Source organism: Streptomyces sp. NBC_00536, assembly GCF_036346295.1.
GTDB lineage: Bacteria > Actinomycetota > Actinomycetes > Streptomycetales > Streptomycetaceae > Streptomyces.
In genome coordinates this window covers 7,662,354-7,685,840 of sequence record NZ_CP107819.1, presented here as the reverse complement: position 1 = coordinate 7,685,840, position 23,487 = coordinate 7,662,354, and the positions used below count along the sequence as shown (strand labels likewise).

General features: G+C 75.0%; 18 protein-coding genes. 2 read left to right on the top strand and 16 right to left on the bottom strand.

Annotated features, from left to right (window positions below):
• Position 1: 1 nt before the first annotated feature.
• The 13 genes from OHS33_RS32875 to OHS33_RS32815 are packed head-to-tail and all read right to left on the bottom strand — an operon-like array spanning position 2 to position 14,992.
• Positions 2–502, bottom strand: coding sequence for a GPW/gp25 family protein (locus tag OHS33_RS32875; protein ID WP_330334060.1), 501 nt, complete (start codon positions 500–502; stop codon positions 2–4).
• A gap of 49 nt (positions 503–551) precedes the next feature.
• Complete coding sequence (locus tag OHS33_RS32870) at positions 552–3,524, bottom strand: hypothetical protein (protein WP_330334059.1); 2,973 nt, start codon at positions 3,522–3,524, stop codon at positions 552–554.
• Positions 3,521–5,092, bottom strand: coding sequence for a hypothetical protein (locus OHS33_RS32865; RefSeq protein ID WP_330334058.1), 1,572 nt, complete (start codon positions 5,090–5,092; stop codon positions 3,521–3,523). The genes OHS33_RS32870 and OHS33_RS32865 overlap by 4 nt, the downstream gene beginning before the upstream one ends.
• Complete coding sequence (locus OHS33_RS32860; RefSeq protein WP_330334057.1) at positions 5,089–5,754, bottom strand: phage baseplate assembly protein V; 666 nt, start codon at positions 5,752–5,754, stop codon at positions 5,089–5,091. The genes OHS33_RS32865 and OHS33_RS32860 overlap by 4 nt, the downstream gene beginning before the upstream one ends.
• Positions 5,754–6,839: a phage late control D family protein gene (locus OHS33_RS32855; protein WP_330334056.1), complete on the bottom strand. Its 1,086-nt coding sequence runs from the start codon at positions 6,837–6,839 to the stop codon at positions 5,754–5,756. Before OHS33_RS32855 ends, OHS33_RS32860 begins: the two co-directional genes overlap by 1 nt.
• Positions 6,832–7,008 (bottom strand): hypothetical protein, encoded by a 177-nt coding sequence (locus OHS33_RS32850; protein WP_330334055.1) that lies wholly within the window; start codon positions 7,006–7,008, stop codon positions 6,832–6,834. Before OHS33_RS32850 ends, OHS33_RS32855 begins: the two co-directional genes overlap by 8 nt.
• Positions 7,005–8,405, bottom strand: coding sequence for a CIS tube protein (locus OHS33_RS32845; protein ID WP_330334054.1), 1,401 nt, complete (start codon positions 8,403–8,405; stop codon positions 7,005–7,007). The genes OHS33_RS32850 and OHS33_RS32845 overlap by 4 nt, the downstream gene beginning before the upstream one ends.
• The gene (locus OHS33_RS32840; protein WP_330334053.1) at positions 8,402–8,986 is read right to left on the bottom strand and encodes a phage tail protein; all 585 of its coding nucleotides are present in this window, start codon (positions 8,984–8,986) and stop codon (positions 8,402–8,404) included. The genes OHS33_RS32845 and OHS33_RS32840 overlap by 4 nt, the downstream gene beginning before the upstream one ends.
• A gap of 3 nt (positions 8,987–8,989) precedes the next feature.
• Complete coding sequence (locus tag OHS33_RS32835) at positions 8,990–11,005, bottom strand: phage tail sheath C-terminal domain-containing protein (RefSeq protein ID WP_330334052.1); 2,016 nt, start codon at positions 11,003–11,005, stop codon at positions 8,990–8,992.
• A complete protein-coding gene (locus tag OHS33_RS32830) occupies positions 11,002–11,469 on the bottom strand; it encodes a phage tail protein (RefSeq protein ID WP_330334051.1) in 468 nt (155 codons plus the stop codon). Before OHS33_RS32830 ends, OHS33_RS32835 begins: the two co-directional genes overlap by 4 nt.
• 42 nt (positions 11,470–11,511) lie before the next feature.
• Positions 11,512–13,386 carry a phage tail sheath family protein gene (locus OHS33_RS32825; RefSeq protein ID WP_330334050.1) on the bottom strand — a complete coding sequence of 625 codons (1,875 nt, stop codon included), beginning with the start codon at positions 13,384–13,386 and terminating at the stop codon, positions 11,512–11,514.
• On the bottom strand, positions 13,371–14,399 hold the full coding sequence (locus OHS33_RS32820) for a hypothetical protein (protein ID WP_330334049.1): 1,029 nt from the start codon (positions 14,397–14,399) through the stop codon (positions 13,371–13,373). The genes OHS33_RS32825 and OHS33_RS32820 overlap by 16 nt, the downstream gene beginning before the upstream one ends.
• Complete coding sequence (locus OHS33_RS32815) at positions 14,396–14,992, bottom strand: Pvc16 family protein (RefSeq protein ID WP_330334048.1); 597 nt, start codon at positions 14,990–14,992, stop codon at positions 14,396–14,398. Before OHS33_RS32815 ends, OHS33_RS32820 begins: the two co-directional genes overlap by 4 nt.
• A gap of 115 nt (positions 14,993–15,107) precedes the next feature.
• Here OHS33_RS32815 and OHS33_RS32810 point away from each other — a divergent pair, with 115 nt between their 5' ends.
• A complete protein-coding gene (locus tag OHS33_RS32810) occupies positions 15,108–16,004 on the top strand; it encodes a hypothetical protein (protein WP_330334047.1) in 897 nt (298 codons plus the stop codon).
• 79 nt (positions 16,005–16,083) lie between these two features.
• Here the strand turns inward: OHS33_RS32810 and OHS33_RS32805 are convergent, their stop codons facing one another.
• Positions 16,084–16,998 (bottom strand): phosphatase domain-containing protein, encoded by a 915-nt coding sequence (locus OHS33_RS32805; protein ID WP_330334046.1) that lies wholly within the window; start codon positions 16,996–16,998, stop codon positions 16,084–16,086.
• Between the two features lie 3 nt (positions 16,999–17,001).
• Positions 17,002–18,210 carry a T4 RnlA family RNA ligase gene (locus OHS33_RS32800; RefSeq protein ID WP_330334045.1) on the bottom strand — a complete coding sequence of 403 codons (1,209 nt, stop codon included), beginning with the start codon at positions 18,208–18,210 and terminating at the stop codon, positions 17,002–17,004.
• A gap of 186 nt (positions 18,211–18,396) precedes the next feature.
• Between OHS33_RS32800 and OHS33_RS32795 the strand changes: the two genes are divergently transcribed.
• Complete coding sequence (locus OHS33_RS32795) at positions 18,397–20,157, top strand: immunity 49 family protein (RefSeq protein WP_330334044.1); 1,761 nt, start codon at positions 18,397–18,399, stop codon at positions 20,155–20,157.
• A gap of 74 nt (positions 20,158–20,231) precedes the next feature.
• On the opposite strand, the gene OHS33_RS32790 is transcribed toward OHS33_RS32795, so the two are convergent.
• Positions 20,232–23,423: a tetratricopeptide repeat protein gene (locus tag OHS33_RS32790; RefSeq protein ID WP_330334043.1), complete on the bottom strand. Its 3,192-nt coding sequence runs from the start codon at positions 23,421–23,423 to the stop codon at positions 20,232–20,234.
• Positions 23,424–23,487: the final 64 nt, after the last annotated feature.

Below are 23,487 nucleotides of genomic sequence, written 5' to 3'. Positions count from 1 at the left end.
TCTATCGCAGGTAGAAGGGGTAGACGAGATTGTCCGGGCGCAGGTCGGCGAGGCGTACGTAGCCGATGTCGATCCACACCATGGACGGCTCCTCCCCCGGGGTCACGGCGACCCCGGTGACCCTGATCCTCGGCTCCCAGCGGGTGAGCGCCTCGGCTGTGTCCGCACTGATCGCGGCGCGGGTGGCGGGGGTGTTCGGTGCCATCAGGTGGCGGCGCAGTCCGCAGCCGAAGGTGGGCCGCATGACGCGCTCGCCGGGCTCGGTGTCGAGGATCGTCTCGATCGACTGCCGGATCACGGCGGTTCCGCTCAGCCAGGCGAGGGCTCCGGGGCGGCCGCCGTCCGCCGTACCTGGTCCCAGCGCGCCCAGCGCGCCCGCCGCGCCCGCCGCCAGGGGGCGCAGCGGGAACCTGACCCCGGTCCCGGTCCAGGGATCGCCTGTGGGTGGGGCTCCCGGTCCATAGCCGCCGGGGGCGGAGGTGAGGGCGTCAGATGCTGCCATGTCCTCCATCCTCCGCACGGACCGTCACCGCAACGTTTCCGGCGGGGCCTCAGCGCGGGCGGCTGCCCAGGATCTTCGCGATCTGTCCCAGGAGCAGGGCCTTGGCCTCGTGGTACCAGCCCACCGCCCGGTTGACGGCCGCGGCCGGATACCACTTCCGGGCGCCGCCCCACTGGGGCCAGGGCACCTCCTGGCGGGAGGAGTTGGGCCCCTTCTCCTGCATGCGCAGATTGCCCCGCTGGTGCACCAGCTCCAGCCGCTCCTCGGGCCACAGCCGAGCGACGTCCGGGATTTCGGCGAACTCCTTCTTGGCGACCACGTGGTCCAGGCTCCAGGAGCCGCGCGGAATGGGGTTCTCGCCGTACTCGTCCTTGCCCTGGGCCCGACGGTAGATCCAGTCCCGGTCCTTGCCGGGCACCTGCGTGTTCTTCACGGTGTCGTAGACGGTCTCGGCTTTCTTTCCGGCCCGCTCCGCCGACTTCTGCGCCGCCTCCTTGTCGGCGGTGTCGCGCCCGATCTCCTCGGCCTTACGGGCATTCAGTTCCCTGATGTGGATCAGGACCATCCCCCGGGTGACGTCGGCGGGCTCGAGGTCGGGATACGCGTCCCGCAGGATCGCCCGTTCCACGGCGGTGCTGCCCTGTCCCACCTTCTTGGCTCCGACGGCCTCCATGCGCCGGTTCAGGCCGATCAGGTGGGCGTACGCCTCGGCATCGTCGGGGACGGCCACCTCCCCGACCGGCTTCGCGGTGGTGTCGGCGTCGATGGGCGGAAGGTTGCGGGTCGTGGGGTTCATGGAGGCCGTGATCTGCCATGCGCCGCCGTGCAGTTCGGCCTCCAGCGCGGTGAACCCGTGCGCCTTCTTGAGGCCGGCGAGGGCGGCCCGTAGCTCGGTCGCGTCGTACGGGTCGTGGTGGGACCGCTCGGCGACCGCGCCCAGCGCCTTCAGACCGGTGAGCCAGCGCTCCTGCACGGCGGGCGCGGGTACGACCGCCTCCTCCGTGACCGGTTTCGCGGCACCCGGTTTCGCGGCACCCGGTTTCGCCCCGGCCGGGGCCGGTGTGACGGCGGGCGGCTTGGCTGCGGGCGCACCGGCGGCGGGACCCGCGCCCGCCCGGGCCGGTGGCGCCGCGGCTCCCGGCTCGGTCCACGCCCCGCGCCTCGGTTCGTCCTTCGCCGTCTTCGCGGGCATCCGGTCGTCGACCAGGTCCGCCAGGAACTTGTCGGGAGAGAAGTTCACCTCGCCGAAGGTCACTTCGGGCACCTTCCCCGAGCCCACGACGTGCTCCACATCGGCCCCGATGCCGAACTCCCCGGGCAGTGGGTACTCCCGCTGGAAGAGCGGCCAGTTCCAGCGGTGGTCGGGGACCGGGGACCACCACGGGCTGTCCAGCTCGACGAAGAGTTCACCGCCGAGGCCCAGGAACGGCTGGGCGGCGATCTCCATGTGGCCGGCGAGGAAGAACTCGCCGTGCTTGCCCGCCTTGGGGTCCGCGACCTCCCGGTAGCCGATCCGGGGCGTGGCCTCGACATAGCCGCGGACGGCCGCGAGCGCGCTGAGCGCGAGGCCCGCCTTGATGTCGTGGCCGACGAGCGTGGCTCCGGCGCCGCCCTCGGCGGTGAGCCGGAGCCCGGCGGAGGCCGAGACGTTGAGGGTCGCGGTGAGCCCGAAATCACGCAGCACCTCGGGCTTGGTCGACCAGGTCCCGGTGAGTTCGATGTGGTCGAGGGTGGCCGGGCCGAGGACGGCGAGGGCTTCGAGGCCGATGTTGGCGAAGAGGAAGACATTGCCGACGAGGGGGACTCCGTAGGCCGCGCGGACCTCGAACCGGGCGAGCTGCTTCTGGTAGTGCCGGTCCGCGAAGAGGGGTTTGTCCATCCTGGGGCTGATCTTGCCGACCACGGTGACGTCTCCGTGGTGGTCGACGATCACGAGCGCCTCGCCGCTCAGCCAGTCGGCGAGCCGGACATGGAGCGTGCCCCAGCCCGCCACCACCCGGGGACCGGGCGCCGCGGCGGCGGGAGCGGATGCGGAGGGCGCGGCCGCAGCCTTCGCCGGGTCCGGCGCTTTGGCGTCCGGAAGCTTGCCGTCCGTCAGCTCCTTGGCCGTCTTCGCGTCGGTGGCGACCAGGGTGACCTCGCCGTCGAACTTCTCGTTCGCGTACCGCACCGTCCCGCGCACGTCGACGGCGCCTGCCGCGAACGCCGCCGTCACCTGGCCGGTGAACCCGCGCAGCAGTACGTCGACGCTCGCGCTCCCGGTCAGGGCGCCGTCCGGACCGCGCCGGACCGGGACCTCCACCGCGCCCAGCCCGGCCACGGCTCCGCGCGCGACCGCGTCGAAGGTGACCACCTCGCCCGCGAGGCCGAAGGATCCGGTGGCGCTGAGGAAACCGCCGAGGGTGAAGGACATCCCGGTGACGCCCACCACCAGCGTCGTGCCGCGCAGTTCGTTCTCCACACCGGGCAGGCGCAGGCCGCCCAGGCCCGCCCAGCCGAGGGCTCGGGGATGCTGTTCCATCAGGTCGAGCAGGGCACGGCCGCCGGTGAGCAGTCTGCCCTTCACCACGGCGGAGGCATGGCCCTCCAGGACCCCGTCGTGGACACGGAGCGCGAGGACCGGTTCGATGCCCTCGGCGCGCAGCGGGTGCAGCAGGGGGTGGAGGAGCGGGACCGGCTGGAAGGCGTCACCCGGGCCGGTGGTCAGGGTCAGGCCGTTCCCGTCGGCCCGCCGCAGGTTGAGGGTGCCCGCCGCCATCTGGCCGAGCCGGACCCGGACCGGGCCTCCCGCGGCTCCCCGGGTGTCCAGGTGGGCGGCGGTCGCGGGGGTCGCGGTGAGTGCCGCACCGCCCTGGAGGGCCAGCTCCTCCGCGAGCGGACCGCCTGGTACGGCGCCTGCCGGGGCCGGGGCCGCTCCGGGCGCGGGGACCGGCCCCGCGGGAACCGGCGGCGCGGGAACCGACACGGGCACGGCCTCCGGAACCGGCACCGGAACCGGCACCGGTGCGGCGCGGGCGCTCATGGTCCGCTCCCGCACAGCGGGTCGGGAGGCGAACTCTCCGGTTCGGGCCGCGGTACGGGCCCGGGCGGAGGCGGGGTCAGGGCGTCGAGGAGGTCGTCCCCGTCCTCGTCGGCGAATCCGCTGCCGGGGTCCTGGAGCCGGGCGGCCGCCCCGGCGGTGCCCAGGAGGGAGTCCAGGGCGGCCCGTTCGTCCGCGCCCATGGTGGACAGCTTTCCGCCGCCCGCGAAGTAGGCCTTGAGCGCGGCGATCGCCTCCGCGGACGGGGGCAGGCAGAACCGGAGGGCCAGCAGCCACCAGAGCTGGAAGAGGAACACCACGATCGGCAGGAACATGCTGAAGACGAAGAACGCGACGATCATGAAGATTTCGACGGCGAAGGTGCAGGTACGGGCTGTGGTGCCGCCCACGGAGCCGCCGCTCGGGGTGCCGCCGCCGGGGTCAAAGGCGAGCTGTGAACCCGGTGGGCTGGTGACGGCCACTCCCCCGGGTCCGGGCGGGCCGCCCGCGCGGGCGGCGACCGCCCGCAGGTCCGGCAGGGTCAGGGAGGTCTTCCGGTTCTTGGTGCCCTCCGGGTCGTAGAAGGCGGCCAGCCGGAAGCCTTCGGTGGGGGCGCTCCACGAGGTCGCCACCGGGCAGTGCGCGTGTCCGGGGCGCGCGGGGCGGCGTACGAAACAGGTCAGTTCATAGAGGGACTGCGCGTCGAGTTTGGGGGCGCCGAGGTCGTCGTGGTCACCGGAGGCGACCGGCACCAGGCCGAACCAGAGGGAGCGGGCGGGGGGCGGCGGCCGGTCCGGGCAGTCGCCGGAGCGGGGCGGGAGCCGCCACATCGGGAACTCCTGCTCCCGGTCGGCCGGGCGGCCGGGCGGCGCGGCCCCGCCGAGGGGACGCCATTGGCCGCCGGCCGGTCCGGTCATCCAGGCCTCGGTGTGGGTCTCCAGGCCCACCTGGTCGAGCAGTTCGCGGTGGTCCTCGGCGAACCGGGTCCGGGCGAGGTCCGCCCGCAGGACGTCCCCGGCCTCCGCCGTCGCCAGTCCCGCACCGGCCCGGCCCGCGTCGGCCCGTCCGGCGCCGGCGCGTTCCGCACCCCGTTCCGCGCCGAGCAGTTCCGCCGTGAGGCGGCCCGCGAGCCGACGCAGCACCTGCGGCGGCGCGGTCAGTTCCATCCGGCGGCGGCGCATCACGAACCCCACCTCCAGCCCCTCCGAGGACTGCGGCCGGGGCAGCCCGGGCCGGTCGCAGAACAGCTCGACCACGACCGCGTAGAACCGGTCGTGGCTGGGCTGGTAGAGCTTGCGCAGCCCAGTGCGGACCAGTCGGTGGGTGGCGAAGCGGGCCCGCCCCGGGGCCCGGTCGCCGAGGGCGACGGGCACGGGGTAGGACCAGACGTCCTCGGCGGGGTCGAAGCGCAGCGAGGCCCGCGGGTCCGCGAGGAGCCGGGTGACGAAGTCGGCGGAGTCGTACTTCTGCAGGGCCGGGGCCAGGGCCCTGGGGTCGAAACGGTCGAAGCCGCCGCGCTCGCAGGCGTACCAGGGGGCGAGGGGGCGGAAGCCGTGCTCGGCGGCGCTCACCAGATGTTCCCGGCGCCGGGGCTGTAGGCGGGGGACACGATCCCCTGGTCGACCAGCAGGGTGCCGACCTGGACGACGCCGCTGAAGGAGGTGTATCCGGCGCTCACCTTGACGACGGGCGCGGTGACCTCCAGGGAGGCGACCGCCTGGATCTCCACGGTGGCGCCGGTCAGCCGGATCACGCACCCGCCGCCGTGCCGGATGGTGATCTGCTGGGTGGCGTCATCGAGGGTGACCTCGTGGCCGGAGGCCATGGTGATCCGGACCTTGGCCGCGCCTGGCGTGTCGTCGAACTGGAGCCTGCTGTCCGCCCGCGAGCGGAGCTGGCGCAGGTCGTTGGAGCGCTGCGGTGGGTGCGGGAGGGCCGCGCTGCCGTGCCAGGCGGCGCCGAGGACATACGGGCGGCGCGGGTTCCCGGCTTCGAAGGCGACGACGACCTGGCTGTCGACCTCGGGCAGCACGAGCAGTCCCTGCTCGTCATCGGCGTACGGCGAGCACAGGGTGGCCCAGGCCCGGACGTCGCGCTCGCCCTCCTTGCCCATCCAGGGGAAGCGGACCTCGACCCTGCCGAGCCGTTTCTCGTCGACGATGTCGGTGACGAAGGCGGGGTAGACGCCGAAGTATCCCGGGGCGGAGCCGTCCGCGGGGGCGGGCAGGGTCATCACACCACCTCGTTCAGTGCGGAGCGTTCGGCGTCGAAGCGGGTGCGGAAGCCGTGCTCCGGGTCGAAGGTGTGCCGGATCCGGGTGACGTGGTAGCCCTCCCCCTCGAAGGGCGCGCCGACGGAGCGGAGGGTGAGGCGGCCGCCGACCACCAGGTCGGGGCTGCCGTGGGTGGTGCCCGCGACGGTGACGAACCGGCGGCCGCGGCGCAGCATTTCGGCGCGGGCCCAGGCCCGGGCCTCCTCGGCGGTGAGGGCGGCCTCGCGGATCCGCAGGCTGGTGGAGGGGCCGAGCGTCTGGGTCAGGAGCCGGGCGCCGGTGCGGCCGCCCGCCGTCTCGGCCTCCACGGTCTCGGGTCCGGCGCGCTCGTCGATGCCTTCGCCCCGCTCGGCGTCGTATCCGGTGACGACGATCTCGCTGCGCTGGTGGGCGAGGTCGGCGGCGAACCGGGCGGAGAGGAGTTCGCTGCCGTAGACCAGGGTCTGGGCGGTGGTGCCGCGGCTGCCGCGGGGCCGGAAGTGCAGGGTGCGTCCGCTCGCCCACAGTTCGGCCTGGATCAGCCGGGCCCGGTCGCGCAGGAAGGCGAGGTCGCTCTGGTTGAGCTGCTGGACCAGGTCGTAGCGGGGGCCGGGGGCATCGGTCTCGGCGCCGAGGCCGTGTTCCGCGGCGACGGCCGCGGCGATCCCGGCGTCGGTGACCTCCCGGTAGGTGCGCAGGCGGCGGCTCATCCGCAGGCGCATCAGCGCGTCTTCGGCGTGCACGAGGACCTGGGGCGGTTCGCCGTCGCCGAGGACGAGTTCGATGGCGGAGACCACCCCGTCGAAGACGTGGCGCAGCCGGGCTGCGGGGCCGAGGGCGACCTTGAGGGCGCTGCCGAGCCCGATGGTGCTGCCGTCGAGGTGCAGGAGGCGGGCCGGTGGCCCCGTGGCCCCGGCGCCGACGGCGAGGAAGTGCGCGCGCAGGGTGCGCAGACCCTCGGTCCCCTCCGTCACGTCGAGGTGTACGCAGTCCCGCGCGAGGTCTCTGACCAGCGCGCCGCCGACTTCGAAGACGGGTGAGACGGCCGCCACCACCGGTTCAGTCATCGAAGGCCTCGGCGGCGGTCCGGGCCGCGAGCCAGGCGGAGCGCTCGCAGGCCTCGCGGTGCCGGTCGGCGGCGGCGTGCGGATCCGCGGCGCCGGGGGCCGGGCCGGTGGGGCCCTGTCCGGCGGCGGGCACGACGTCGGTGTGCAGTTCTCCGATGTAGACGCTCATGGCGGGCCTCCTCGCGGTGTCCGTCCCAGGGTGCGGGGGCCCGCGTCACGGCGGCGTTGCTCGCAGTCGGCGGTGGTGCGGCCGGGCGGATCGGGTGGCAGCCGCTCCCAGGGGGCCGCGCCGGGGTCGGGCGCGGGAAGTTCCCGGCGCCGGGCCCGGTCGGCCAGGCTCCGGCCGCCGCCCGCTTCCACTTCGGCGAGGGTGCCGGGGTCGGCGCGCGCCCGCAGCGGCACGCCGCGGCCGTAGCCGAGCGAACGCCGGTCGGGGGCTGCGGGGCCGGGCACGGGCGAACCGGGGACGACCGGTCCGGGCCCGGTGGGCGCCGTCGCGCCGGCCGGTACCTCGAAGGACTGCCGGGCCCGGGTGGTGGCCCGGTCCACCTCAGCGGCGCTGACCACGGCCGCCGCCGCGGCGATGCCGCCACCGGCCGACAGGGCGAAGCCCACGGCGACCGGGTCCGGTACTCCGCCGTACCCGGCGGGCGCGGGGTTCCCGCTGCCCGGACCGCCGTCGGCAGCGCTTCCCGACCCATTGCCGACGTCTACGGCGATGCCCAGGGCGCCGGCGAGCCCCGCGACGGAGGTCGCCGCGGCCCCGCCCGCGAAGCCCGCCGCCGCCCACGGTCCGGACGTGCCCGCGGCGAAGGGGACCGTCACCTCGGCGCCCAGCTGTACGGCGGCCCCGGCCGCCAGGGTCAGCGGGCTGTCCAGCCCGTTCATCGCACCGCGCCACCCGGCCGGGTCCAGCCCGAGGCGGGACAGCAGTTGCTGGGCGGATTCCCCGTCCCGGGCCCGCACCACCCGGTCGGGGCGGCCGGTTCCGGAGGTGCCGGGGGCGGCGCCGGTGCGCGGGGCTCCGGGTTCGGTGGCGGCGCGGGCGTCGCGCGTACCGGGTCCCTCGGCGTGGGCTTCGTAGGCGAAGTTCTGCTCGACGAGGGTGACGCCGACCTTGGCGCGCAGCGGGGTGCCGTCGGGGGCGAAGTGGTCGAGTTCCTCGTTGACCTGGGTGACGATGCCGTTGTAGCGGAGGGTGCCCCAGACGAAGCGGACGACGGGCGGCGGGTCGGCGGGCTGGTCGGGGGGCGGTTCGGCGTACTGGCGCACCAGCGCCGTCCAGCGGCGCACGTCGACGTACTGGCCGCCGGAGCGCTGTTCGGAGGTGTCGAATTCCAGGTCGAAGGTGAGGGTGGAGCCCTCCGTCGCGGGGTGCTGGCGCTTCTGGGAGCGGGTGGTGGCGCCGCCGCGGTCGACGGTGTTGTTGCGGCTGATGCGCAGGGTGGTGGGGTTGAACTGGACGGGGACGGCGGGGCCGTCGTCCACGACCAGCGGCGGCTGGTCCTTGGCTCCGGCGCCGCTGTGCGCGAGGCGTTGCAGGGTGGCGTGGGCGAGGGCGCTCACGGGGTGCGCTCCAGGCACAGGCCCTCGTGGGCGATGTGGAGTTCTTCCATGGCGATCTCCCCCGTCTTCGCGTTCAGCGATGGGCCGATGATCTTCAGTGGCAGTCCCCGGGTGAAGGTCCACCGGGCCACCACGCGTTGTCCGGTGGGGTCGAGCACCTCGATGTCCCCGTCGTAGCGGACGGCCGGCGCACCGCCGTCGACCATGCCCTGGAGCCAGTCCCACAGGCCGGTGTCGGCGCCGCCGTCGGCCGTGGCGAGGAGCATGCCGCGTTTGAGGACGAGCGGCTGGAGCCGGACCCGGCCGACCCGGCGCACCACCGCGTCGTTCGCCCCGCCCTGCGCGTGTTCGCGGAGGTCGGCCTCCAGGCCGAGTCCGGCGCATTCCTGGAAGCCGCCGTCGCCGAGCCGCTCGGGCGCCGCGGCGCCGCTCCCGCGCTCTCCCCCGGCCGCGGCGACGGCGGCCGCCGGGGCGTCGTGGGTGACGTGGGCGAGGACGGGCGGCGGCAGGTCGGTGCGGCCGGGGGCGGCGCTGCGGGTGAGCCGGACGCGGAAGCGGAAGGTCTGGACGAGGTCGGGCACGGCTCACCCCACCGTCACGGCGCCGTCGCCGTCCTGCGCGATCCGCAGGACGAGGTACTCCAGGGGCCGCGCCGGGGCGACCCCGATCTCCGCCACCAGCCGCCCGAGGCCCTGGGACCAGGGCGGGTTGAGGCGTTCGTCGCAGTGCACGAAGAAGGAGTCCTCCTCGCGCTCGCCCGCGAACGCCCCGGAGCGGTGCAGTCCGCGCAGCAACTGCACGACGGTCCCCCGCAGTTCGGCGCGCAGTCCGGGCGAGTGCGGTTCGAAGGCCAGGGCCTGGGCCTGCCGGTCGAGGGCGAGGCGCAGCATGGTCATCAGCCGCCGGACGCTCAGCTGGCGGTAGTCGGGATCGCCGGAGAGGGTACGGGCGGAGGCGAGCCGGAAGCCGTCGCGCTCGGCCCGGAAGACGTCGACGCCGAGCAGGTGCAGCGGGTCGTGGTCGGCCTCGTCGAGCCGCTGGGCGGCGGTCACGGCGTCGGCGGCGAGTTCGTTGGCCGGTCCCCAGGGCAGGCCGAGGCGCCGTTCCCGCTCGGCGATGATGCCCGCCGCGAAGCCGCAGGGCGGGACGAGGACGGCGGCGCCCCGCGGGTCGTCGGCGGGCGATACGCCGAGCCACGGGTGGTGGGCGGCGGCGTACGAGCTGTCGAAGGCGGCGCGCCAGCGGGCGACGGCGCGGACGGGCATCCGGGGCGGTACGTCGAGCAGCGCGACGAAGCGCCGCTGCCGCTCGGCGAGGGCCACGAGCCGTTGCTGGCGGCGCAGGATCTCGGGCAGTTCCGTCGCTCCGTCCAGCAGGAACTCCCGTACGGCGGCGGGGCGGGAGGTCAGCGCCACCGGCGGGGGCGGGCACGGTGCGAAGACCGCGCCGGGCGCGGTCCGGGCCGGGAGTTCGGTGCTCTGCGGGGCCTCGCTGTGCTCCCAGAGCAGGTCGGGCACGGCCAGCAGGGCGACCTCGGTGACCAGTGCCATCCGGTCCATGCCGACGGCCGGAAGCGGGCCCCCGCCGGGCTCCTCCGCGCTCTCGCTGCCGCCGGTCGGCAGCAGGTCGACGGGGCCGGGGCCCTGGAAGCTGTCGGGGCCGATGTCCGCGTAGCGGTCGAGACCGGGACGGACGGGCCGGGACAGTACGGACCCGAGCCGGCCGTCGGGGGGCAGCAGGGTCTCGGGCCAGGTCCCGGCGGGGGTGACGAGGAGGGATTCGGCGGCCAGCACCGCGGCGGCGGCGCGGGGGTGGCCGGGGGCGAGCCCGAGCCCGGCGAAGCGTTCCTGGCGGGGGCGCGCCGGGTCGGGGTCGGTGACCGTGACCGTGAGGGTGACGGCCTCGGCCTCCACGGTCAGCGTGACGGTCCGGCCGCCGGGGCCGGTGAGGGGCGGCCGGTCCAGGACGGCGGTCCGGCGCCGCGGCCCCCTGGGGCCGGGGCCGGTGGGCGCGTCCCCGAACCCGGTGACGCGGAAGAGGCTCCCGGCGGCGGGCAGTCCGGCGCCCCGCAGGCGCAGCACGCTTCCGGCGGGCGGGGTCCGGGCCTCGGGCAGGGCCAGCTCCCGGCCGGTCACGACGGCCTCGAACTGCTCGGACCCGGTGAACTCCCAGCGGACCGAGAGCCGCCCGCCCCAGCCGCCCTCGTCGCGGGCCCGCAGGTCCACCTCGGGGCCGCGCCCCGCACCCGTCCCCGCACCGGTTCCGTCCCCGAGCCGGGTCCGGTGCAGCGCGTGGGCCGCTTCGGCCGCGGGGTGCGGGGCGCGCGGGAGGGGGGACACGCGCAGCACATGGGCGCGGACTCCGCCCTGGGCGAAGAACGCCCGTACCGCGTAGGGCAGCAGGCCCGGGCCCTCGAAGCCGCCGAAGCGGTCCAGGTAGTCCGTCCAGCGGTCGACGGCGACCGGGGTGTCGACGGGGCCGCGCGGGGCCACCCCGACGAACCCGGCGATGTCCAGGCGCACCGGGCCTGGGGCGGGCGCGGGGCGGCGCGCGTCCCGGTACACACCGGGGGCGCCGAGCCGCGGTCCGGCGGGGGTCACGAGGAGGCCGACAGGAAGTCGATGGATTCCGCGACGAGGTGCAGCTCCTCCATGGCCACCTCGCCGCCGCCCTTGCCCTGGAGGGTGGGGCCGACCCATTTCTTGGGCTGGGCGAAGTTCAGCCGCCAGGAACAGACGGAGGTGTGGCCCTCGTCGTTGAGCGTGACGATCACGGTGAGGGGGCGGTAGAGGCCGCTGCGGGTGTCGGCGATCCACTGGAACAGGCGCAGGTCGCCGATGATGCCGCGCTTGAGGGTGATGTCGTCGGTGGTGTTGGTGTTGGCGATCTTGCGGACGTGGTTGAACTGGTCGTTCCCGTTGCGGTACTCGGAGAACTTCACCTCGTTCCCCGCTCCGCTGAAATCGGAGAAGCCGCCGCCGATGTCCCCTTCGATGCCGGCGCTCGTATTGCCCAGCTGGACGAGGAAGTTGAAGGCTCCGTAGGGGTTGGTGCGCGTGGCCATGGGTCTGTCTCCTGGTCTTCCGGCTGCTGGTCTCGGGGCGCGTCAGGCGCGCTGGGCGTCGGCCGTGAACTGTCCGACGCGGAACACGACGAACTCGGCGGGGTAGGTGGGGGCCACGCCGACCAGGCAGACCAGCCGTCCGTTGTCCAGGTCGTTCTGCGTCATGGTGGTGCGGTCGCAGCGGACGAAGAACGCGTCCTCGGGTTTGCTGCCCAGGAGCGCGCCGGTCCGCCAGGTGGCGATCAGGAAGTCCTCGACCGACTGTCGGACGGAGGCCCACAGCCGTTCGTTGTTGGGCTCGAACACCGCCCACTGGGTCGACTTGTCGATCGAGTGCTCCAGGTAGATGAAGAGCCTGCGGACGTTCACGTACTTCCACTCGGGGTCGGAGCTCATGGTCCGGGCGCCCCAGACGCGGCGGGCGCGGCCCTCGAAGAACCGCAGGGCGTTGATGCCTTCGGGGTTGAGCACGGCCTGGCGGTCGTAGGTCACGTTCGTGGTGAAGTCGTCGATGCCGAGGAGGACCTCGTTGGCGGGGGCCTTGTGCACACCGCGCTCGATGTCGCTGCGGGCATAGATCCCGGCGACGTAGCCCGAGGGCGGTACGTCCAGGAGGGCGGCCGGGGCCCCGGGGTCGGCGCGGCGGGCCGGGTCGGTGATCCGCACCCACGGGTAGTAGAGGGCGGCGTACTTGGTGTCGAACTGGGCCCGGAAGCGGCGCACTTCGGAGACCGAGCTGTCCGGGGGCGGATCGATGACCGCCATCCGGTAGCGCAGTCGCTCGCAGTGCCCGATGAGGAGGTCCACCGCGCTCTTCTGCTCCGCGGCGTCGAGGGTGACGGTGTCCGGGACGGCGACGATGGCGATGTCATCGATCTCCGCGAGCGCGCCGAGGCCGCGGGCGGGGTCGGTGAGGCTGTCCGGATTGGCGTCGCGGCCGCCGAGGTCGGCCGCGGTGAGCGCGTCCCCGTCGCCGCCGCCGGTCAGGTAGAGGCCCTGCGCGGGGGTGAGGAGCGCGGTGAGCCGGGCGCCCGCGGTCACCGGCTGCGCGCCGGTCGCCGGCGGTACGTTCTCCAGCCAGACCAGGGCGAACTCGTCGGCCGGGTCGGCCGCTTGCAGGACGCGGGCCACCGACCGGGGGTGGGCGTCGTCCAGCTCCAGTTCGTTGTACACATCGGTGCGCTCGCCCTCGGAGCGCACGGTGACGGCGAGGGTGAGGTGGAAGGCGGCGGTACCGGCGGCGACCGGCTCGAAGGCGCCCTGGGCGCCGAGGTAGCCCAGCTCACCGTCGGCGCGGCGGGCCACGATCCGGACGTTCCCCGGGACCGGCGCCGTGCTGTCGGGCAGGACCGGGGCCTCGCCCCCGGCGAGCGGGACGACCTCCACCGCGGCGCCGGGGCGCACCCCGGTGAGCCGCGGCAGGGCGCCCGTACGGGGGACGAGGATGTTCTTGCCGCGGCGGAAGGTCACGGCGACGCTGATCCGCGAGCCCGCCGAACCGGGCCAGCGCGCCCGCCACCGGACCAGTGGCGCGCCCTGCGCGGGGACGGGGACGGAGGCGAAGTTGCGGGGGACGTCGATGACGGGGGGTGTCCCGGCGGTCCGGGTGAAGGTGAAGACCCGGGAGACGTAGAGCCGTCGGCCGCCGTTGGCGAAGAAGGCCCGGGCGGCGAGCGCGAGGTGGCAGTTGTCCTCACCGATGGTCAGGCCGCCGAAGGCCCGTTCGTACTCGGTGTAGCTGGTGACCAGGGTCGGCGCGGGCAGCACGGTGGGTCCGCCCTCGGGCAGGCTGTAGGGCACCGGACCGTACGCGGTGCGGCCCGCCATGGCGAAGGTGCTGGTCGGTACGCCCTCGATGGACCGGGAGCGGAAGCTGGTCTCCTCGACATAGACGCCGGGGGTCAGGTACTCGGGCATGTACGGCTCTCCTCGGTCACGGGCCGGTCGGTGGTGTGGGACAGATCGCCGGCGGGAACCACCTGGCCGACGGTGAGGGTGCGGACGGTGTCCACGGCGCAGGTGCGGTATCCGGGCGGCGGTGCGAGGCCGCGCAGCACGTCGTTGTCGAGGTCCTGGGGCCGGGGCGGGGAGGTGCTGCGCTCGACGGCCTCGGCCACGAGGCCGTCGAGGGGGTCCAGGGGGTCGAGGGGGTCGAGGGGGTCGTCCGGCGGGGCCGCCGGGCCCGGGTCGGGGTCCGGGTCCGGGGCGTGGGTGCGCAGCGCGACGTCGAAGCGGGGCGGCGGCGGGAAGGGCAGGGGCGCGCCGCCGCCGATCAGCAGCAGCACCTCTCCGTGCTCGTCCCCATGGCCCCAGCCGACGAGCACCCCGCCCGGGCCGTACGCCTCCACCCGCGGCCACCGCACGGGGGTGTCCGGCCCCGGTCCCCGGCCCGGGCGGGTGACACGCAGCCGCAGGCCCGTCATGCCCTGCGGGAGCGGGTAGGCGGGGCCGGGCAGCATCCAGGGCAGCAGCAGCCGGGCGTCGGCGCGGACCGGGGGCGCGGTGGGCGGGCTGGTGTCGGCGCCGGCCAGCTCGGCGCGGGTCCACAGCGGTACGGAGAACCGCCGCGGGATCCAGCGGCGGGCCGGGTCGTCGATCCGTACGCGCACGGCGGCGCCGATCTCGCCCGGGGCGCCCGAGGTCCCGTACCGCAGGACGAACCCGGCCGCTTCGTGGCGCTCCAGGGAGCGGACGGGCCCCTCCGGCCGGGGGCGGCGGCCGGGGACCCGGCCGGATTCCCAGCCGACGCGCACCCCGGGACCGGCCGGGGCCCGGGTGTGGGCGTCGAGCGGGCGCACGGCGAGGGCGAGCCGGTGCAGTACGGCGGCCACCCCGGCCGCCCCGGCGGCGAGGGCGAGCGGCCGGTCCGGACCCGCGCCCCACCGGTCCGCACTCCACCGGTCCGGGTCCGCGCCCGGGCCGGCGCTCATCGCGGCGGCTCCGAGGTCGCGACGGCGACCGTGGTGACCTCGCCGGGAACCGGGAAGCGGCGGCCGTCGATGCGCACGACCCGCGCGAGGTAGGGAAGGGAGAGCCGGTAGTCGGTGGTCATCGCCTGGAAGGCCTCGCTCATCGAGTCCATCGCCAGCTCGTCGGGCACGACCTGGACGGAGTCCCCCGGCAGCCAGTCGCCGGTGGGATCGAGGAGGGGCCCGGTGAGGGGGCCCGCGCTCTCCATGATCCGCACGGCGAGGCCGAGCCATTCCAGCTCGCTCTCCACGAACTCGTCCCAGGCGGCGAGGAGCAGGTGCATCCGCAGCGGCAGCCGGGGCAGCCCGTCCTGCGCGGCCAGGGCCGCCCACGCGGGCCGGGTGTCGTGGTCGACGCTCAGCCGGTAGCAGTAGACGGACACCGCGGGGCGGCGGATGACGGCGTCCGTGCTGCCCACCCGGTCGAAGTCGACGGGCCCGGCGAGGACCGCCACCGGGCGGCGGGGCCCGTCGGGGATCTCCGCGCGGAAGCCCGCGTTGAGCAGCGTCACGACGCTGCGCCCCACGGCGGCGAGTGCCCGGTATCCAGCCATGCTCCGATGCTGCGGGCCGCCCCGTCACGCGGGCGTTGCGGGGCGCGGGCGACGGACCGGTGACACCCCGCGGCCCACACTCGGTGCGCCTGCCCCTTCGAGAAGGAGAGCCCTCATGAGCAGCACCTCGCACCCCCGGCCGGCCGGCACCGACTGTGACCTCGGCGCCATCGACGCCCTCGCGTGCAGCGCGAAGGGGATCCAGCGCCGGGCCGAGGTCACCCAGGAACACCTGCCGCAGCTGCGGGAGTTCCAGGAGAAGCTGGGCGCCGCGCGCGTGGAGTACACCAAGGCCCGGCACACCGCCCAGGCCGATCTGGACGCGGCGGGCGAGGTCCTCGACCGGGTCCGCGAGCAGATCCGCTGCCGCATCACGCCCGAGCAGCGGCACTGTCTGCGCGAGGCCGTGGACGAGGTGTTCGAGGAGATCAGCGCGTGCTCGGACGGCTGGGGCTGCTGTGTGGACGAGTGCGACTGCGTGTTCGACGACGAGGTCGGGGACGAGGACACGGTCGCGACCCTGTCGGCGCGGATCGCCCGGTACACCGCGGAGGTCGTGCGCGACACGGCGTGCTTCGTCTCCCTGGACGGGGAGCTGACGGCGCTGCCGGAGCGGGCCGCGAAGATCCGGACGGACGCGGCGCAGTTGCTCACCGACGCCGCCGACCCGGTCGTGGGCAAGGACGTCGTCCGGCTGTACGCGCGGCTGCTGGTGCTGCTGCGCCGGATCCATGACGCGTGGCGCGGCTTCGCCAACGTATCGGCCTATGTGGAATGCCTGTGCAAGGTGCTGCTGTGCGTGCTCAAGGGCTGGCAGGCCATCGCCGTCCTGGAGGGGGCGCGGGCCGAGCTGGTGTGCAAGGAGGAGTCGCGGAAGGCGGCGTGCGTGCGCAAGCGGAACCAGACGGTGGAGGAGGTCATGGCCGTGTACGCCCGCCTGTGCCCGCCCTGTCCGGCGGGCCACGGGGAGGGGGCGGAGGAGGAGCCCCGCGAGGACTCCGATCAGGCGTGAGGAGTCCGCGCGGGTCCCCGCCGCGCCCTGTCGGGGGGCACGGCGGGGCGGTCCGGCGCTGGTTCGGCGCGCGGTCCGGTCAGAAGGCGCCGTAGTTGACCTGCCAGGTGGGCAGGCCCATCCGGCGCCAGATGGCGACCACCCGGTCCCGGTCGTCCAGCGAGACCCGGACCGCGAAGCGGCTCCGAACGTGCCGGTCGAAGAGTTCGGCCTTGACGATGTCGTCCTGCCGGTGGTCCCCGGACGCCCGCATCCACAGCTCGTCGTAGGGCACTTCGTACCGCGCGAGCCATTCCTCCGTCTGCGGACGGTGTTCCTCGCTGCGCCCGGACAACAGCACGATGGTGTCGCCGTCGGCCCGCCGGAACGCGGTCAGGGCGTGCCGGACCGACGGGTTGAGGAGGTCGGTCCCGCACCGCGAGAAGTCGTACGGGCCGCGGTCGCCCCGGATCGCCAGCGTCCCGTCGATGTCGCACATCACGGCGGCCGGCAGCGCCGGGTCGGCGACGTAGGGCCGTACGTCCGGCTGGTCGTTCAGCCAGGCCTCGGTGAGCCGCCAGCCGCCCTTGGTGGCCTTCGCATGCTTCTCGGCGAGGATCCGGATGATCTCCTCGCCGACGGACCGCTCCCGCTCCGCGTCCCGGCGTACGCATTCCTCGACCGGCACGCCGGTGAAGTCGTGGACGACGAAGGCGGCCCGGCCCGCGACGGCCGCCTTCAGCCGCTTGGGGACGTGCTGCGTCAGGTGGGTGTTGTCGACGACCACGTCGAAGCCGCCCTCGACGGCGGTGCGCACCGCGGCGTCCTGGATCGCGAGGACCGTCTGTTCGTGGGCGAACGACCGCTCCCCGTCCTGAGCGGGGACGTCGAGCATGGCCCGCAGGTCGTCGAGGTTGACGCGGCGCATCCGGCCCCCGGACTCCTCCTGGAGCGAGCGCGCGGCGGTGGTCTTGCCCGACGCGGGCAGCCCCGTCATGACGTGTACGACAGGCACTGGTCAGTTCTCCTCATCGGTCGTGAACGGGTCGGACGCCTGCGGCCGCACCGCCCGCCAGGTGACGAGGTCGGTCGGCCGCCCGTCGAACCGCAGGAACATGGCCGCCCGGATGCCCGGATCGGTCACGGCGCGGGTGGCGCGGGCGAAGGCTCCCCGGTCGTCGCCGAGGTGCGCGATCTCCCGGAAGGCCTCGTCGATGGCGCGTTCGCGGTCGGCCGCGGCGCGTTCCATCCCCGCGATCATCTCGCGGACCCAGGTGTCGAATTCGTCCGGGACCTGTTCGAGGAGCGCGTCGAGCGGTGCGCCGCCGTGGGCCCGTACCTCGGCGAGCGAGCAGCCGAGGCCCTGGGCGACCTGCCGTGCGGGCAGCGCGGCGAACCGCTGGATGCCGTGCCCGCGCCAGATATCGCGTTCGGTGACGCCGGTCAGCACCTTGTGGAGGCGTACGTATTCGGCGATCTTGGCCTTCACCCGGACCCCGGAGGCGTAGCGCAGGACGTAGCCCTCGGCGTCGGTGCCGGTCGCCGCGCCGCCTCCGGGCAGCGTGCTGGACTCGGTCAGCGCGATCAGCTCGGCCAGCGGCATGGCGGGCCACGCCGTGACGACGGAACCTATGCCCTGCCAGTCCTGCGCGGCCCGTGCGAGCGGCAGTTCGGTGCCGTCCGGGCCCATCGCCGCGAGCAGCACCAGGTCCCGGCGGTCGCCGTAGTCGACGACGATCCGGTTCTGCGGGTAGAGGACCTCGGCCAGGTAGGTCACGCCCGGGGTCAGCGCGGTGGTGTCCTTGGCGTCGAGGTGCCGCTGGGCCCAGGTGGCCTGCTCGCTGATGAACGAGCCCTTGGACGCGACCCGCCACGCTCCCGCGTAGTGGAAGACGACCGCGAGGCTCCCGTCGACCTTCTCGTACACCTCGAACGGCTCGTCCGGCAGGGCGGGCGCGTAGGGCTGACCGGCCGTGTGCTCTCCGACGTTGAAGAACTTCGGCAGGGGCAGCGCGACGATCTCACCGGTCGCGTCGTCGGCGACCAGTCCCCGGCAGCGGGTGGTGACCCGGTTCCAGACCCGCTCGTACTGGCAGGTCCGCGAGTAGGTGTAGATCGACAGCGGTAGTTCGGGATGCGATTTGCGGGTGACGTGCCCGGCATCGAGGGCCGCCGCGAGCTCGTCGGGCGGCATCAGTTCTTTGAGAGTCAGGGGCGCCTGGCTCATGGGATTCCTCCTGGTTGCGAGCCCTCAGTCTGCCCGGGGACCCCCGCTGACCGGTAACGATTAAGGGCGCGCGGCAGCCGGGGCGCTGGGGCGCGGGCGGTCCGGACGTGGTGTCAGCCCCCCCTCCTATGCTGGACGGACAAGATCGGATGACGGCATCCGGCGGGGAGTTGTGGGAGGTACGCGGTGCACATCGAGCGCCATGCGGTCGGGGAGGCGGCGCTGTCCGCCGCGGTGACGGATTTCGCCGAGCGGATGGCCGGTGACGTGCACCGGATGCAGCACGACGAATCCCCGGAATACGGCTGGGAGATGGTCTGCGAGTCCTTCCTCGACTACCTGGGGGCCCGGTCGGTGGCGAACCCCTCGCTCACCGGGAGGGACTGCAAGCTGGCCTTCGAGTCGGCCGCGGCGGCGGCGACGGGCTCGTTCGCGCTGACCGCGCGGCCGTCGCGGGTGGGGGACGTGTTCATCGAGTACACCGGTACCGGCGTGGTGTACGACAAGGACGGCCGCGGCCGTGAAGTCCCCGCCTACGACTGGCTGGACGCCTTCTTCCTCGCGTTCGTCGCCGGTGACACCGACCGGGACGGACAGCTCTTCGTCGAGACGGCGGTGACCCGCCGGGGTCACGAGGACCGGGCCGATGTGGCGCTGGTCCACGCCCTGCTGGCCTTCGTCTACGGCGAGATCGAGGACCCCGGGACGGCCGGTGAACCGGGTCCCGTGTCCGACGAGCAGCGCAGTGCGCGGATCGACGCCCTGGTCCGGGAGCTGGGCCCGGGCACCGACCGGCCCCACCACCGGGCGGCGCTCGCGACGCTGCGGGCCCTGGCGGCGGGGGACCGGGACGCCTTCGGCGAGGCGCTGGCCGCGCAGTTGGCGGAGTACCGGGAGCGGCACGCGGGGGCGGGGAATCCCGCTCCGCGCACCTTGCTGCCCATGGACGCCCTGGCGCTCGCCGCGATGGCCCAGCGGTGGAACGGCTGGCAGCCGGGCGTCGACTCCGACTACCTGCCCGCGGGACCCATCGGCGGTTTCGCCCCGCCCGTGCCCCGGGTGCGGGCCTTCGGCGCGGACAAGCGGGCGGACGCCGTCGCTGCGCTGGCGGCCGGTCCGCTGGTGGTGGACCGGCCGCGGCCACCGGAGCGAGCCGGAGCCGGCGATCCCGCGGAGTACGAGGAGTACCTGACCCGTAGCGCGGCGGAGTTCGGCGATCCCGGGCAGGAGCCGGTGAACCTCATGCGGCGGCTGACCCGGGTGATGGACCATCAGTACCAGCTCTGCCAGAGGCGGCTGGCGGTCGACACCGACGGGCCCGACGAGCGCGGGCGCGCGGCGCTGCTGCTCGGCGCCGAGGCGGGGTCGGCGGCCTTCGTGCTGGCCGGGGCCGAGCCGGGCACCGAGCGGGAGGTCACCGTCGGCGGCGTGACGCGCGTACTGCCCGCCGGAGGCCGTCGGGACCGGGTGGGTCCGGTGCAGTGGCTGCGGGCCGCGGCGCTGGCCGTGGTCACGGGGGAAGAGCGGCTGCTGGCCGAGTGTGTCCGGGTCGGCCCGGATCCCCTCGCCTACGGTGGGTACGCCCTGGCGGCCAGGGAGTACGCGACGGCCCTGCACGAGCACCTGCGCGGGGCGGACGCCGAGCCGGCGCTGCGGCGGGCGGCGACAGAGGCGTTCCGCGCGCGCGACCTCAACCAGCTCGCGCCCCCGGTGGTGCTGCTCTCGCAGCTGACCGCGGGGGACGAGGAGGGCTTCGCCCTGGCGCTGGCGGACGCGCTGGAGGCGCACCGCGATCACTACGAGGTGGGTGAGAACGCCTCGGATCCCGACGCCGCCCTCAACCTGGACGTCCTGGCACTGGTCTGCCTCGCCCGCCGCGCCGGCTGGGAGGTGCCGGTCCGCTCCCCGTACCTGCCTTCGCAGCTGGTCGCGGGCCTGGTCGGGTAGCCGTCCTCGACCGGGGCCAGACCCGGGCGGAACGGGGTCACGCCGTGGGAGCACTCCGGCCGCGGCGGCGGGCGTCACTCCCAGGGCGTGGTCCGGGTTCCGTCCGGGTCGAGACCGTACGGCCAGTTCAGTCTGCGCCACTCCCAGGCGGTCGTGCCCTCCGTCCAGCCGCGGTCCGCGGCCAGCCGGGCCAGCCGCTCGGCGTCCTCCCAGGCACCCGCTTCCTCCCGCATCACGACCAGCGTGTTCAGGGTGTCGCCGGATCCGACCGTGCGTCTGCCGCCGTCTTCGAGGAGAGCGAGGCGCTCGGCCTCCTGGTGCTCGCCCGCCCGCTCCCGCCGCAGCGCGAGCCGTCTCAGCTCCCGGGTGTCATCGTGGTCGGCGGCCAGCACGGCGAGGCGCACGGCCTCCCCGTCCTCGCCCGCCCGCTCCCGGTTCGACACGAGCCGGTGGAGTGCGTCGTAGTCCCGCTGTCCGGCGGCCAGGACCGCGAAACGCTCGGCCTCCGCCCGGTCCCCCGCCTCCTCCCTCAGCTCCGAGAGCCGGTCCATGGCCCGGGCGACGCCGTGGGAGGCGGCGAGCACATAGAGCCGGTCGGCCTCCGCGTCGTCCCCGGCCCGTTCCCGCAGCCGTGCGGCGGACACCAGGGCCCAGGGGGCGCCCCGGTCTGCGGCGAGCCGGTAGAGGCGCTCGGCGTGGTCCCGGTACCCGGCCCACTCCCACCGTTCCGCGAGGTGGCCCAGACCGCCGCTGCGCAGGGCCAGCCGTTCCGCTTCCTCGTGGTCCCCGGCTTCCTCCCGCAGCTGGACGAGCTTGTAGAACCCGTGGGCGTCCCCGTGGTCGGCGGCGAGCCGGTAGAGGCGTTCGGCGTCCTCGCGGTCACCGGCGTCGAGGCGGTATCCGGCGATCACGCCCAGCACGACGGGGTTCCCGTCGCGCGCGGCCAGCCGGGCGAGCCGTTCGGCATCGTCCCGCTCCCCCGCCTTCTCGCGCACGCTCGCGAGGTGCATCAGGCCCTCGGGACGGTGGTCATCGCGGTCGGCCAGCAGCGCGAGGCGCTCCGCCTCCGCCCGCTCCCCGGCGGCCTCACGCCGGTCCGCCAGCCACCGCAGGGCGGTGGAGTGACCCTGCTCGGCCGTCAGGACGGCGAGGCGCTCGGCTTCCTCCCGCTCCCCCGCCTCCTCCTGCCGCTGCGTCAGCCAGTGGGTGGAGTGCGGGTTGCCGTGGTCGGACGCGAGCCGGTAGAGGCGTACGACGTCCTCCTCCGCGGCGTCGCCCCGCGTCGCGTGGGCGCCGTGGCGGAACCACGGGAAGGCGCCGTCATCCGGCGGGAAGCGGAGGTAACCGGCCCGGTGCGAGTCCTCCCCCGGTGTCCGTGGACCACGGGGCCGGAAGGCGGGGAAATCGCCGCCGGGTGTGCTCGTGGGTGCTCTCCCGGATGCGCTCGCGGGTGCGCTCCGGCCGCTGGAGAAGGGATGGAACGGATACGGGCGGCGCAGGTCGCTCTCCCGCTTGTTCGCGAGCTGGCGCAGGGCCTGTGTGTGGCCTTGTTCGGCGGCGCGCAGGTACAGGCGCTCGGCCTCCTCGCGGTCCCCCGCCGCCTCACGCTGGTCGGCGACCTTCACGAGGGCGTGGCGCTGGCCCAGAACGGCCGCCCGTGCGGTGAGGTGGTGTGCCCACCGCAGGCGGTGGCGCTCGTCCGCCGCGTTGGCCAGGCGGTACACGTCCTCGGCCTCCGTGAAGTGCTCGTGGGCCGCCTGCCAGAACGATTCCGGCGGGCACAGCGCGCGGCGCTCGGTCCGCCCGTGCTGTTCGAGGTAGTCCGCGAGCCGGTGGAGGGGCCCGGCGGGTGCCACCGGCCGGACCGGCACCGTCGCCGGGGTGCCGGGCGTACGCCGAGGGGGGCGCGGGCGGACCCGGCGCAGCGGGGCCAGGTTTCCGTGGACGGGCGCGGCCAGGTAGCCGAAGGCGCGCTCGGCCCAGTCGTCGGCGAGGGTGTCGTGCTCGGCCTCGGTGAGGTAGTCCGTGACGGCTTCGGTCAGGAAGGAGTGGGGCAGGTGGAGCCCCACCCCGAGCCGGCGCGCGTCCATCGCGGCGCGCAGCAGCGCCCCGGCCGCGGGGTCCGCGGCGCGGTAACGGTGCAGGAGCTGGGGCGCACCGGCCAGCTGCTGGGTCAGGTGCCCGTCGCTCACCAGCGGCAGCGAACGCGCCAGCTGTACGTCGCCCGCCGCGGCCAGGTCGGCGGCGGCGCCCAGGGCCGCCTGGTCGAAGGCGTCCGGAACGACGACGATCCGCCCCTCCAGCAACTGGCCGACCTGCGAGGCGGGACGCGACGCGGCCGGTCCCGGCAGGGCCGTGTAGGCGTGGGCGTAGTCGGGCCACAGGGTGGCCAGGACCAGGACCGGACCCCGCTCCGGGTCGCTCAGCAGGGTCCGCAGGGCCGCGGCCACCCGCTCGCCCGTCGCGGTGTCCGCGCCCAGGTAGTGCTGCGCCTCGTTCAGCCAGACCACCGTGCGCGGCGCCACCCGTTCGATGTCCGCCAGGGCGGCCTCGGCCCGGGTCGGGTCGTAGGGGTGCCACAGCCGCCACCCGTGGGGGGCCAGCGCCTGGACCGCCTCCCAGCAGGCCCGGGTCTTGCCCGTCGAGGAGGACCCCACCAGCACCACCATCGCGCTGGTCCCGGTGGCGGCCGCGCGCACCGCCCGCTCCAGCACCGCGTCGTGCTCCCGGCGCACGTACCCCGCCAGGGCGCCGGAACCGGCGGCTCCCCGGCTCCCGGGGCTGCGCACGCCGACGGGGTCCGCGCTGGGGTGCACCTCCAGGTCGATCGGATCGCACCGCGCGATCGGCCGCCCCACCCCGGCCGGAGGTGCGCCGGCCGACCGGTCCCCGACGGGCGGCTGATCGGTGGGTGACTCCCGAACGGGCGGCTCCCGGACGGGCGGCACCTCGGGCAGGGTCAGGGCCCGGCGACGTAACTCCAGCAGCGGCTCCACGGGGAGTGCCAGCGACTTCGCGAGAGCGGCCACCACCCTCCCCGAGGGCGGCTCCCCCGCCTTCAGCGCCTCGTACAGGGTCGACCGGCCCAGCCCCGCCCGGCGGGCCCACTGCGTCATGCTCAGGTCCGCCTTGTCGCGGCCGTCCTCCAGACGCGCCCGCAGTTCGGCCAGCGCTCCCCGCCGCCGCGCCTCGTCGGCGCTCTCCCCGGCGTCCCCGGCGCCGCGCGCGTCCCCGGCGCCGCCCCCGCCCGCGCTCCGCTGCTCCACCGCGATCCCCAACTCAGCCGCCGGTGTCCGACGTTGTCCATCTTCGTCCGGCCGGATCCCGCTG

Coding starts and splice junctions, on each gene's coding strand:
- OHS33_RS32870 (WP_330334059.1), bottom strand. CDS start 3,524: ATGAGCGCCCGCGCCGCACCGGTGCCGGTTCCGGTGCCGGTTCCGGAG.
- OHS33_RS32830 (WP_330334051.1), bottom strand. CDS start 11,469: ATGGCCACGCGCACCAACCCCTACGGAGCCTTCAACTTCCTCGTCCAG.
- OHS33_RS32860 (WP_330334057.1), bottom strand. CDS start 5,754: ATGACCCTGCCCGCCCCCGCGGACGGCTCCGCCCCGGGATACTTCGGC.
- OHS33_RS32875 (WP_330334060.1), bottom strand. CDS start 502: ATGGCAGCATCTGACGCCCTCACCTCCGCCCCCGGCGGCTATGGACCG.
- OHS33_RS32800 (WP_330334045.1), bottom strand. CDS start 18,210: ATGAGCCAGGCGCCCCTGACTCTCAAAGAACTGATGCCGCCCGACGAG.
- OHS33_RS32820 (WP_330334049.1), bottom strand. CDS start 14,399: ATGAGCGCCGGCCCGGGCGCGGACCCGGACCGGTGGAGTGCGGACCGG.
- OHS33_RS32810 (WP_330334047.1), top strand. CDS start 15,108: ATGAGCAGCACCTCGCACCCCCGGCCGGCCGGCACCGACTGTGACCTC.
- OHS33_RS32855 (WP_330334056.1), bottom strand. CDS start 6,839: ATGACTGAACCGGTGGTGGCGGCCGTCTCACCCGTCTTCGAAGTCGGC.
- OHS33_RS32815 (WP_330334048.1), bottom strand. CDS start 14,992: ATGGCTGGATACCGGGCACTCGCCGCCGTGGGGCGCAGCGTCGTGACG.
- OHS33_RS32825 (WP_330334050.1), bottom strand. CDS start 13,386: ATGCCCGAGTACCTGACCCCCGGCGTCTATGTCGAGGAGACCAGCTTC.
- OHS33_RS32850 (WP_330334055.1), bottom strand. CDS start 7,008: ATGAGCGTCTACATCGGAGAACTGCACACCGACGTCGTGCCCGCCGCC.